The following is a 12,062-nucleotide window of genomic DNA, read 5'->3' on the forward strand; positions in this document are numbered from 1 at the left end:
ATATTGGACAAAATTCAATAAAACTGGCGTGATTTATATTTTGTGAAATTTGCGATTAAATATTGGTGGTTTACAGAAAAGAAGTGTTTATATTAATAAAAAAAACTATCTCCAATAACAACATTTTTTATATTGTTATTGGAGAGCTTTTTTATCATACAATTTAAAGTGTGTTTAAGACATATGGATTAGAAAACTTTAATTTTTTGACGTTTTAAGTCTTTAGCTACGAGCTGAGCAAGTATAGTAGCACCTTGTCTATTAGGATGTAATGTATCTCCAGTCATATATAGTGCAAGAGTAGCATCTTTACCTATAGAAGTAAAATATTCAGAACTTAATACATTAAGATCAACAAGTGGTACATTTTCTTCTTTAGCTAAAGCAAGAGTTGAGGCCCTGTACCATCTACCTTGGCAAGTGTGTATATTTTCAGAATTAAAATCTGTAGCTCTACCTTGTGGAGCAGATAATATAACTTCAGCACCTTTAGCTTTAACTTGTTTAATCATATCACGCATTATTTCTTTATATTCTGTTTCAGTTTCTGAATTTTTCGCATTGGTATCGTTTATACCAAATTGAACAATGAAATAATCTCCTGGTTTAATGTATTTCATTATAGCTTCAAATTGTCCATCATTGCGAAATCCTCTTGCAAACTGACCACCAGTAGCCATGTTTCTAACTTGAAATTTTTTTGTATTAACAAATGAAGAGAGCATCTGTCCCCATCCAGCTTGTACACTACTATCTAAAGGATAGTAATTGCATACTGTAGAGTCACCACCTATATATATTGTTCTATTTGTTTTTGGCTTTTTTGATATTTGTTTTATCTCTAATGAACTTAATGTAAAAGGAGTGTCGGGTTTACCTTCGGTTATAAGAAGATTTAGTTGCCCATCAGTAATAGGAACTTGGAAAGAATCAGTAGCACAATTACCTGTCATATTCATTATTTGATAAACACCTTCAGCAGCTACACTTGCTCTAAATGTATCGCCTAAAGTTACTTTAACTTCATAAAGTCCATTAGGAAGGTCTACATTAAATGTATTTGAACTTTTTGTGCCATAAGTTAAAAATTGAACTGCATCACTTGAAACACCAGTACCAGAGGCAGCTACATCTTTCATATTTTCAGGAGTATTAAAACCATAACCTGCTTTCTTATTATATGAAGTTGATGCACTTACTTTAGTATATCCTTTTATAGTTTCTCCATTTCCAAAATCAAACTTATATTCATTGTTATGTGATTTTATACAATTGTATTCTTTTGCTTGTGTGGACATACTTGGTATATTACATAATAACATAGTTGTTAAGCAAATAGATGCTAATATTTTTGAAAATACACTTCTTTTCATTGGATATCCTCCTTTAAGTATTTAGAAATTGGAAGTTTAAGTTCTTTAATTCCTTGAGTTATTAATCCTGCAACTTTATTTGCACCAGCTTCAGTAAAATGAGTGTAATCAGTTCCATTTGAAGAAACCAAATAGAATGGATAGACTGAATCATATCCTAAAGAAGTCCAGCAAGCAAGAGACTTTGACATTAAATCAATACATTTTGTATTAGTTTTCTTAGCAACTTCTTTCATAGCATTGCAATATGTTGGAAAATCATTTATGAATTTACCATCAGAATAATGAAGTCTAGCTACAGGAGTTATTAAAATAGGTGTTGCACCTTTAGCGTGAGCTCCATCTATATACTTTTTGAGGTACATTTTATAAGTGTCTATATTAGTATATCTATCAGGATGACTTGAATCAGAATCATTATGTCCCATTTGGATAAATAAATAGTCTTTAGGATGAAGCATAGAAATAATTTCATCTAAACGTCCTTGGACCGCAAAAGATTTGGAACTTCTTCCACCAATAGCTTTATTTATAAAATTAATATTATTTGTATTAAAATATTGAGAAATTGATTTTCCCCAACCTTGTTGAGGAGCATAGCTGTCTTTATAGCTCATAACTGTTGAATCACCAGCAATATATACAGTTGGAGTAGAGGTATTAGCAGCAGAATTAATTTCAATTGCATTAATGTGAATCAAATCAGATGAAAAATTTAGAGTTAATTGATTATCACAAACGTTAACAGTAAAGAGTTTCTCAATAAATTCTCCAGCTTTAGTTTTAGCATTTGTAATAGCTGTAATATTTTCTGCTTTAACTTTCTTTAGAGTTGTTGCAGATTCATTATCACCAGAAATTATTCTTACTGTATAACGTCCATTAGGTACATCTGCTTTAAAGGTAGCCTTTTTATTGCTGGTTATAAAGTCTTCACGAATATAGTCAGGAGCACCACGATCTACAGCTTGCAATCCAGAAGTTTCCTCAAAGCCATACCCTGTAGAAGGATCGTATAGTGTATTTGGAGTTACCTTAGTGTAATTATTTCCTACAGAGCTTGAATCAGAGCCAAAATCAAAAATCCAATAAGATTTAGAAGCTGCCATAGCCTTTACAGTATTGGATGGTAACATGATATTAGTAAGAGTAAATATAAAAGCAAAACACAAAAAAAAGCAAAGTGATTTAAATTTTTTCATAGTAGTATCCCCCTTTTTTACTTTAAAAATTGAACTATTGAATAGGTTAAATTTTATTTATATAATTCACTTCCTTTCCAGTAAAAAGATTCCTTTACATAGATATAGATTAGTTAATCTATTATGCAAGACATGATGAGAATATTTAATGTAGTCGATTTCAAAAAATGATAAAGACTACTTTTATAGCATTTTATTAAGTTGATAAATTTAATATTATGATTTTACAATTTGGAGATTATACTATTTTTGTGTTAATTGGTGGGAATATTCTATGTTTAATTATGGATTTTATAATATGCATATTTGTACTATATGTTACTATATTAACATTTTATGTTAATATGGTGAAATTTACAATATTAATTTCTAAATTGTAAGGTATATTTAGTAAAATTTGTTACTTTACATTTTAAGATTATAAAATAATTGGTAGAGGATATATCTTAATAATATCTTATGGAAAATATGGCAAAAAAGTCTAATTATTCAGAATTTTAAAACAAAAGCATAAACGGTAAAATTTAATGTTATAATACATGCTAAGAATAGGAATTTTATATGTGATTTTGCAAGTATACAATGATACTTATGCAATTTAGGCATGTTCCAGAAAATAATCTTATTCAATAGAAAAATATGTTTATTTTTTATATTAAATTTACTTACAGAAAGGGGCTATTATATGAAAAAAATAGGATTAGCAGTTCAAATTCTTATTGGACTTGTATTAGGAATTATTGTAGGAGCTATTTTTTATGGAAATCCAACAGCTGTAACATATTTGCAGCCATTAGGAGATATATTTATAAGATTAATTAAAATGATAGTTATTCCAATTGTATTTTCATCACTTGTTGTTGGGGTTGCTGGAGTAGGGGACATTAAGCAATTAGGTAAAATAGGAGGGAAAACATTACTTTATTTTGAAATGGTAACTACAGTTGCCATTGTAATAGGTCTTTTATTTGGTAATTTATTTCATCCGGGAACTGGAGTAAACATTAATGAACTTTCAACAACTAGTATTGATAGCTATATGGCTACAGCTGAAACTACAACTCACCATGGTTTTGCAGACACAATTTTAAATATTGTACCTACAAATATTGTTGAGTCTTTAGCTAAGGGTGATTTACTTCCAATTATATTCTTTTCAGTTATGTTTGGATTAGGTGTTGCTGCAATTGGAGAGAAAGGAAAACCTGTCCTTGCAATTTGTCAAGGTACAGCTGATGCCATGTTTTGGGTTACTAATCAAATTATGAAAGTTGCACCACTTGGAGTATTTGGATTAATAGGGGTAACAGTTTCTAAATTTGGACTAGCTTCCTTGATTCCATTAGGAAAGTTAGTTATCACTGTTCATGGTGCTATGATTTTATTTATATTTGTTGTATTGGGATCTATAGCTAAAATGTGTAATACAAGTATCTTAAAACTTATAAAGATTTTAAGAGATGAACTTATACTTGCTTATACTACAGCAAGTTCTGAAGCTGTTTTACCAAAACTTATGGAGAAGATGGAGAAGTTTGGATGTCCAAAGGCCATTACATCATTTGTTATACCTACTGGGTATTCATTTAATTTAGATGGATCCACTTTATATCAAGCCATTGCAGCATTATTTATTGCACAAATATATGGAATTGATTTACCTCTTATGACACAAATTAATTTAGTACTTGTATTAATGGTTACTTCAAAAGGTATTGCAGGAGTACCTGGGGTATCTTTCGTTGTATTATTAGCTACATTAGGCTCAGTAGGAATTCCTGTAGAAGGAGTAGCATTTATTGCTGGAATTGATCGTATTCTTGATATGATAAGAACTGCTGTTAATGTAGTTGGAAACTCTCTAGCTGTTATAGTTATTTCAAAATGGGAAGGTAAATATGATGCTGAAGCAGGAAATGAATATTTTGAATCTATACAAAAAGCAGCATAAATTACATAGAAAATTAATATAAACGTAAAAAAGCTTGTAGGTAACTATGTTACTTATGAGCTTTTTTGTTATGTTAGTTTTATAATTTAGCAATAATAATCTATTAAATCAACCTTTTGGTTGATTACAGTGATTAGGACTAGAGAGTATTATTGGTATCAGAGGTGATGATTATGAAATCAATAATAGAAGTTAAAGATTTAAAAAAGTATTACAAAGAAAATAAAGCTGTAAATGGACTAAGCTTTAATTTATACAAAGGAGAAATATTAGGCTTTTTAGGTCCTAATGGAGCTGGAAAAAGCACTACAATAAATATACTTTCAACTATATTAAAGCATGATGAAGGTAAAATTAAATTTTTTGATAAAGATATAAAAGATAATAAGAAGTGGATTAAAGCACAACTTGGGATAGTGCCTCAAGAACTTGCCATATTTGAAGAAATATCTGCATATAGGAATGTTGAATTTTTTACATCTCTATATGGATTAAAGGGTAAAGAATTAAAAAATTCTGTATTAGAAGCATTAAAATTAGTAGGATTAGAAGATAAAAAGGATAATAAGCCAGTAACTTTTTCAGGAGGGATGAAGAGAAGACTTAATATAGCCTGTGCAATAGCTCATAAACCTAAAATTTTAATATTAGATGAACCTACAGTTGGGATAGATCCACAATCCAGAAATCATATACTTGAGTCAATTAGATTGTTAAGAAAAAATGGAACAACAATTATATATACAACTCATTATATGGAAGAAGTTGAAGAGATAGCAGATAGGGTAATAATAATGGATAGTGGGACCAAGATAGCGGAGGGAACAATAGCTGAGCTTATGGAGAATTATAAAAATACTAGAGTATATAAAATATCTATAGACTGTAGTTATAAAGAGAAGTTCAAATATGATTTTTTATATGAGATTGAAGGAATTCAAAAGGTTGAAGTTGATGAAAGAGGTTTAAGTATAACTACAATTAAAGAAATAGAAAATCTAGATAAGATAATTTTGAGATTGATAGATAGAAATATAAAAATAAATCATATAACCAGTGAAGAAGGAAATCTAGAGATGGTATTTCTAAAACTTACTGGAAAGAAATTAAGGGATTAGAGGTGAAGGAATATGGTTTTGTGGAAACTTATAAAGCAAGATTTTAAAAACTTAATTACTACACCGGTTGTAGTTACATCCTGTGTTTTTTTCCCATGGCTTTTAATTGGGGTCTTTGGTTTTATATTTTCAAGTCTATATGGAGGAGATGGGGTTTCATCCTATGATTATTATGGTGTAACTATGATGATGTATATGATAATTGCATCAGTAACTATAGCACCTAACACATTTATGGAAAAAAAACTAAAACAGGGGAATATGAGAATAGCATATGCTCCAGTTTCTAAAATTTCAATTTATATGTCTAAAATAATAGCCTCATATCTTTTTATGGAAATTAGTTTTTTAATAGATATGATATTAATGAACTATTTCAAATGGGTTAATTTTGGTGGAGGAAATTTCATATATGTACTTGTGCTATTTGGAGCATTTTTACTATTTACAGTTACACTTGGTGGGGCAGTTTGTGTAATTATAAAAGAAGAAGAGTTAACTAATACAATTCTTTCTGCTGTAACAAGTGTTTTTGCATTGCTTTCAGGTATGTTTTTTCCAGTGGATAGTTTAGGGAAAGTGGTAAGTAAAATTGCAAATTTATCCCCATTAAAGTGGATGCTAGATACAACTTTTAATGTTATATATGATAACAATTTTCAGAATTATAGTGTAATAGTTTTAGTGTTAATAGCACTTTCTGCATTATTATTAATGGTTATGCAAGTTAAATACAAACCAGAAGACTATATTTAAGGAGGTAAAAAGATGTTAAGACTTATAAAGGGAATATTATATAGAATGATAAATAGCAAGACTTATCTTATAATGCCTTGCGTTATAACTCCTATAGTTATATTAGTAGCAATTTATTTTTCAAGTAGTTTTGCTACTAAGTTTAATATTGGAGTAGTAGGAGATAAAAGTATTGATTTAAAGAATGATGAAATTAATATTATTAAGCTTGAAAATGAAGTACCTATTTCAGAACTTGTAAAGAATAAATATGATGCTGTTATAAGTTTTCAAGATGGAAAAGCTAATGTGGATACTATTAAAGGGGCTGAATATAAAGAAAAGTTAGAAAGGATGTTAAATGGTGAAAAAGTTACTATTAAAGATGGAGAAAAGAGAGGCGTAGCAGCAAATATAATAGGATTTCTAACCATGTTTGTAATGATGAATGGAGTTATGCTGTATAAATTCTTCTTTGATGATAAGAAGGGAATGTCAAAAAGAATTATAAGTAGCAATATATCCTATGGACAGTATGTAACTAGTCATTTTATTTCAGTATTTATTATGATTTTTACTCCAACAGTTATAATAACAATATTATGTAAACTAATATTTAATCTAAATACAACAGTAAATGTATTAGAGTTGAGTTTTATAGTATTAATTTTATCATTAGTATCATCTGCTTTTGGATTATTAATATCTTCACTAGTAAAGGGAGAGGAAAGTGCCAGTATGTTAGGTACTATGATAAATATTATAACTGCATTAATAGCAGGAAGTTTTTTTACTATGACTAACAATAATTTAATAAATAGAATAGGAGATCTTTTGCCACAAAAGCATATTTTAAATTTTACAGTTTCATTAGAGAATCATGGAGTTATAAGTTATGGAAATTTATTCTGTGTCATATTGGTTGCATTCATAATGATAGTTGGTTCATTTTTAATAAATAGATTTAAAATGAGAAAATATAGTTACATGTAAAAGTATGGTAAAATACTATTGAAAGAAGTAAAAGTTAAGGGTGATATTTATGAAAAATATTCTTTATACAAGATTAATAAGGCCAAAAAATAAGAATTCAATTTCTAGAAATGAAAAGTTACAGGATAAAATAAATGAAATATCAGAAAATAAATTAACAATAATTAGTGGTGGAGCTGCCGTTGGGAAAAGTACTCTTATTTCTGAGTATGTACAAAAAAAACAATATATGTGGCTTTCATTAGATGAAAATAGTGATGACTTATCTTATTTTTGGACTTATGTATTATATGGGTTAAAAGAAAATGTGGAAGATTTCAAATTTTATATAGATATGTTAAATCCATTAGTGAAAAAAGAGGAGATTTTTGAATTAATAGCATCCTTAATAAATGAGCTTCTTAGAAATGAAGAACTGTTTATTGTATTAGACGACTTTCATTATTTAGAAGACAAATTCCTATTAGAAACTGTTGAATATTTTATAGTTAACTCGTCAGAAAATATACATTTCATTATAATTTCAAGACGAGATATTCCAATTTACCTAGGAAATATTCTTATGAAATGTGGAGTAATGGAGATTAAGGCAGAAGATTTATATCTTACATTACAAGAAACAGAGGAATTTATAAAAAATAGCGGAAATGTTAGTGATGAATTAATTGAAGATATATATTTAAATTCCGAAGGATGGATAGGGGCAATTAAACTATTTCTAACAGTGACAAATAGTAATAAAAATATAAGAAATATACCTAAAAATAATAAGCTTTTTATAGACTATATGCATAATGAGATAATTAATAGTTTATCTGAAGAGGAAATAGATTTTTTAGTTAAAACTTCTCCATTAAGCTATGTAAATCCTGAAGTGTATAAAGAAATAGGGAATAATGATGGTTTTGAAATAATAGAAAAGTTAATAGAAAAAAATATGATGATTATTACAATAGATGAGGAAAAAAAGGTATTTAGATATCATAATATTTTAAGGCAATATCTATTACAACTTTTTAATAGGAATGAAGAGAAAATAAAAAATCAAACAATAGATAGTATTACATCATATTTAATTAGAGATGAAAATTATGATGAAGCAATAAGCATCTTTGTAAATTGGAATAGGTATGATGAGGCACTAGAAATAATAGAGAGGAATGCTCAAAATATTATAGCTACAAAAATTTTAAATGATTTTCCTTTAGAGTATTATAGTAAAAGTATTGATTTAGCTTTAGTTACTATGTTCTTCAATTATTTAAACTTAGACTATGAGAAGTGTATTACAATAATTAATTCAATAAATGGAGATATAAATGAAGAAGTTTTAAAGTGCATGAAAGTGTTCAAAATAATAATGGACAATGCATCTATTGAGAATATTTATTTTCAACTGCCTAAAAAGATTGATGAAAATTTAAATGTTTTAACTAGAACTATTTATTATGTTTTAGCATCATGGATATTAGGTTTTTGGGGAGAGCTTACTAAAGCTTTAGAAATGATTGAATTAACTAAAGAAAACAATAAGAATTTAAAAAATAGTTATATTGATATTATTTGTAGATATAATAAAATTTCTATGTTAGAAGAGGTTGGAAAATTAAAGGAAAGTGAATTGGGTTATAAAGAATTGAATGAGGTTATTAATTCTAAAAACTATAAAACTTGCTTTTCTATTTTTTATAATGTTGGTCTACCTGGAGTTTATATAAAGGAGCTTAGGGTTAAAGAGGCTGAAGCTCTTTTAGTAGAGGCTCAAGATATGGCTAATGATTTATCAGGAAAGGCTGTCTTCAGTTCATTAGTGCAAAGTATTGAATATAATTTAGCTGAAGTGAAATATATTCAAGGGGATATAGATGAATGTGAAAATTTATTAGATCATTTTGATAAAGATGATAAAGGAAGCTATGCATATCTTCAAATGTCAGCACTTAGAATTCGATTATTATCTTCAGAAGATAGAGTGGAAAAGGAAGAGTATGAGGACTTTATATCTGTTTGTGAAGAAGTGTATAAGAATTCAATTTATACAGGTATTATAAGAATACCTTATGGAATAGCTCTTTTTAAACTTGGTAAACTAGATGAGAGTTTAGAAGTTTTTAATAAAGTGGTCTTTGTTAGCAGAAAAAATGGAGCTGGATATAATTTAATATATTCTTTATTATGGAAAGCTATAGTGTTAGAAGAGTTAAATGTTCAAGATTTAAGAGAATGTGTAAATAGTATAAAAGAAGCTATATTTTATTCAAGGGACGAGGAAATTTTATTTCCGTATTATATGAATAGAAAGTATTTAAAAGAAATAATAAAAAAATTTGAGTCACAGTTATTAGTAGATAAAGATAATAAAGAGTTTATAAAAAAATTATATGAGATAATGTCTGATGAGGATAATAGCATATTAAGTCCAAGAGAGATGGAAGTGCTTAATGCTTTAGTAGGCGGGTTAACTAATAAGGAAATTGGAGAGCGTCTTTATATATCTGTTTCAACTGTTAAAACTCATATAATTAATATATATTCTAAACTTGGGGTTAAAAATAGAGTAGAAGCGGTAAATGAAGGTATGAAAATACTTAAACTATAAAAAAAATCTTATTAAAAAATGGTTGGAAAGAACACCATAACTTATTGTTATGATGTTTTTTTACTTCCTTTTTTACATTTCGTTTTTATAGAGTAATATTTCATTATCACCAAGTTCATTTAAAATTGAGATTTATCTCCATAATCTGAGCAATATACACCATTTAAACCAGCATATTTACCTATTTTTGATAACTCCTTTATAATATTCTCTTCATTAGATGAAAAATTTAGCTTTTCTGTATAAGCTGTAAAATATATATAGTTAATTAATCTATTTATCAAAGAAATATTTTTTTCATCAGATAAATCTAGCTTTACATAAACTTTTAATAATACTTCTTCAATATCATCAAAATTATTTTTTTTTGATTGTGAAATACTATTATATAAAGAATGTACTAAATCTTTAGATAAGTTCATTAATTTAATAAATGGTATTTTTACGAAGTTCTAAAAGGAGCTATTGCGTATTGCAACAACTCCTTAATTTTAATGTGTTATAGATACTTCTCCTTCACCACCTATAATTAAAGTTTCTCCTTTTTTTATAGGTCCAACTTTTAAATACTCATTTATATTATTAAGTTTTACAAACAATATTTGAGTATTAGTAGAATCAAGTATTGTAACAGTAGCAGATTTATTTGGTGTCACAAGTTTAATATTACGATAAACCCCTTCATGTTCAGGCGAAACGGCATAAATACCTTGTTTAAAAGTATTTGCTATTGGTACTTGATTTGCTTTAGAAACTTCACCAAACATAAATAGAAAAATAAATAGAAAAATTAAAAATTTCTTTGTTTGCATATAATTCACCTCTTGTTATAAGTATTTTCTAAACATGTTATTTTTATAAAAATAGTATTGATTCAATACTTATTCGGAATTCCATCTATGAGACAAACTATATCTGAAATTCAGGTGAATATAGCTTAAAGATGGTTTATTGGGTACTCTATCAGTGAGTCTATCCCTCATTTCTCTACATTCAGTAAAAATTATGAAAGAAGATTTAAAGATACAGATTTATTCTCAAAGATATTTATTAAAATATTAGAAATAGCAGAGAAAGAAGGTTTTATAGCTGCAGAACAAATTTATATAGACTCAACTCATATAAAAGCATCAGCAAACAAGAAAAAGTTTGTTAAGGTAGATGTAGAAGTTGAAGCTAAAAAGTATAAAACTTCATTGGATAAAGAAATTGAAGAAGATAGAAAAAAACATAATAAGAAACCACCAAAAGAAAATTCAAAAACTGAAGTAAAAACAACAGTTCAAAGCACTACTGATAAAAATAGTGGTATGTTTTATAAGAATGAAAAAGAAAAGTGTTTTGCATATTTGGCACACACTGTGTGTGATGACGCTAATTTTATTTTAGAATTTGGAGTAACATCTGGCAATATTCACGACAGCGCAGCTTTTGAAGATGTGTTTGAAAAGGTAAATAAAAGATATGAAGATGAATTAATGATAACTGCGATTGATGCTGGGTATAAAACACCATATATTGCAAAACTTATTCTTGAATCAAATGTATTGCCATCAATGCCTTATAAACGTCCTATGACTAAAGATGGATTTTTCAAAAAATATGACTATGTTTATGATGAGTTAAATGATATTTATATATGTCCCAATGAAAAAGTACTAAAGTATTCAACAACTAGCAAAGATGGTTATAAACAATATAAATCAAATCCAAACGATTGTAGTAATTGTCCTAATATATTAAAATTTACAAACAGTAAGAATAAACAAAAAGTTATAAGCAGACATGTTTGGGAACACTTTCTTGAAGAAGCAGAATATTTAAGACATGATAACTATGTAAAATGTGTTTATAAGAGAAGAAAAGAAACAAGTGAACGTATCTTTGCAGATGCAAAGGAAAAACACGGAATGAGATATACTAACTTAAGAGGCTTGGCTCAAGTAAAAATGGCAGTCACGTTAACTTTTTCATGCATGAATTTAAAGAAATTAGCAAATAGGCTGTGGAAAAGGAGAAATAAAACTCCTTTTATCCACAGAAATTCTTTGGATTTAATCAAATTTATATGTTTTTATAAAGTAAAGACAA

General features: G+C 27.7%; 11 protein-coding genes. 7 read left to right on the forward strand and 4 right to left on the reverse strand.

What is annotated here, in order from left to right:
• Positions 1-188 precede the first annotated feature (188 nt).
• Both NNC19_RS09305 and NNC19_RS09310 read right to left on the reverse strand, forming a co-directional pair.
• Positions 189-1,373: a GDSL-type esterase/lipase family protein gene (locus NNC19_RS09305; protein ID WP_310938364.1), complete on the reverse strand. Its 1,185-nt coding sequence runs from the start codon at positions 1,371-1,373 to the stop codon at positions 189-191.
• Positions 1,370-2,575, reverse strand: coding sequence for an SGNH/GDSL hydrolase family protein (locus tag NNC19_RS09310; protein ID WP_310938365.1), 1,206 nt, complete (start codon positions 2,573-2,575; stop codon positions 1,370-1,372). The genes NNC19_RS09305 and NNC19_RS09310 overlap by 4 nt, the downstream gene beginning before the upstream one ends.
• Before the next feature lie 685 nt (positions 2,576-3,260).
• Here NNC19_RS09310 and NNC19_RS09315 point away from each other — a divergent pair.
• The 5 genes from NNC19_RS09315 (at position 3,261) to NNC19_RS09335 (ending at position 9,971) form a co-directional block, all read left to right on the forward strand.
• Positions 3,261-4,526 (forward strand): cation:dicarboxylate symporter family transporter, encoded by a 1,266-nt coding sequence (locus NNC19_RS09315; protein ID WP_310938366.1) that lies wholly within the window; start codon positions 3,261-3,263, stop codon positions 4,524-4,526.
• 173 nt (positions 4,527-4,699) lie between these two features.
• Positions 4,700-5,644 (forward strand): ABC transporter ATP-binding protein, encoded by a 945-nt coding sequence (locus NNC19_RS09320; RefSeq protein ID WP_310938367.1) that lies wholly within the window; start codon positions 4,700-4,702, stop codon positions 5,642-5,644.
• Positions 5,645-5,656: 12 nt separating this feature from the next.
• Entirely contained in the window at positions 5,657-6,400 is a 744-nt protein-coding gene (locus NNC19_RS09325) for an ABC transporter permease (protein WP_310938368.1), read from the forward strand.
• 12 nt (positions 6,401-6,412) lie between these two features.
• Positions 6,413-7,372 carry an ABC transporter permease gene (locus NNC19_RS09330; protein WP_310938369.1) on the forward strand — a complete coding sequence of 320 codons (960 nt, stop codon included), beginning with the start codon at positions 6,413-6,415 and terminating at the stop codon, positions 7,370-7,372.
• Positions 7,373-7,421: 49 nt separating this feature from the next.
• On the forward strand, positions 7,422-9,971 hold the full coding sequence (locus NNC19_RS09335) for a LuxR C-terminal-related transcriptional regulator (RefSeq protein ID WP_310938370.1): 2,550 nt from the start codon (positions 7,422-7,424) through the stop codon (positions 9,969-9,971).
• Between the two features lie 119 nt (positions 9,972-10,090).
• Here the strand turns inward: NNC19_RS09335 and NNC19_RS09340 are convergent, their stop codons facing one another.
• On the reverse strand, positions 10,091-10,393 hold the full coding sequence (locus NNC19_RS09340) for a bacteriocin immunity protein (RefSeq protein ID WP_396136406.1): 303 nt from the start codon (positions 10,391-10,393) through the stop codon (positions 10,091-10,093).
• A 69-nt stretch (positions 10,394-10,462) separates the two neighbouring features.
• Complete coding sequence (locus tag NNC19_RS09345; protein WP_310938371.1) at positions 10,463-10,783, reverse strand: hypothetical protein; 321 nt, start codon at positions 10,781-10,783, stop codon at positions 10,463-10,465.
• A gap of 51 nt (positions 10,784-10,834) precedes the next feature.
• Here NNC19_RS09345 and NNC19_RS23505 point away from each other — a divergent pair, with 51 nt between their 5' ends.
• Both NNC19_RS23505 and NNC19_RS09350 read left to right on the forward strand, forming a co-directional pair.
• Complete coding sequence (locus tag NNC19_RS23505; RefSeq protein WP_396136407.1) at positions 10,835-10,912, forward strand: hypothetical protein; 78 nt, start codon at positions 10,835-10,837, stop codon at positions 10,910-10,912.
• A 33-nt stretch (positions 10,913-10,945) separates the two neighbouring features.
• Positions 10,946-12,062: IS1182 family transposase (locus tag NNC19_RS09350; RefSeq protein WP_310938373.1), on the forward strand; the 1,117-nt coding region annotated here is incomplete at its 3' end.

Origin of the sequence: Clostridium sp. SHJSY1, from assembly GCF_031626875.1 — a bacterium.
Classification (GTDB): Bacteria; Bacillota; Clostridia; order Clostridiales; family Clostridiaceae; genus Clostridium.

Bases quoted from the DNA above. Each gene is read 5' to 3' on its own strand.
- NNC19_RS09305 (WP_310938364.1), bottom strand. From the start codon at position 1,373: ATGAAAAGAAGTGTATTTTCAAAAATATTAGCATCTATTTGCTTAACA.
- NNC19_RS09310 (WP_310938365.1), bottom strand. From the start codon at position 2,575: ATGAAAAAATTTAAATCACTTTGCTTTTTTTTGTGTTTTGCTTTTATA.
- NNC19_RS09315 (WP_310938366.1), top strand. From the start codon at position 3,261: ATGAAAAAAATAGGATTAGCAGTTCAAATTCTTATTGGACTTGTATTA.
- NNC19_RS09320 (WP_310938367.1), top strand. From the start codon at position 4,700: ATGAAATCAATAATAGAAGTTAAAGATTTAAAAAAGTATTACAAAGAA.
- NNC19_RS09325 (WP_310938368.1), top strand. From the start codon at position 5,657: ATGGTTTTGTGGAAACTTATAAAGCAAGATTTTAAAAACTTAATTACT.
- NNC19_RS09330 (WP_310938369.1), top strand. From the start codon at position 6,413: ATGTTAAGACTTATAAAGGGAATATTATATAGAATGATAAATAGCAAG.
- NNC19_RS09335 (WP_310938370.1), top strand. From the start codon at position 7,422: ATGAAAAATATTCTTTATACAAGATTAATAAGGCCAAAAAATAAGAAT.
- NNC19_RS09340 (WP_396136406.1), bottom strand. From the start codon at position 10,393: ATGAACTTATCTAAAGATTTAGTACATTCTTTATATAATAGTATTTCA.
- NNC19_RS09345 (WP_310938371.1), bottom strand. From the start codon at position 10,783: ATGCAAACAAAGAAATTTTTAATTTTTCTATTTATTTTTCTATTTATG.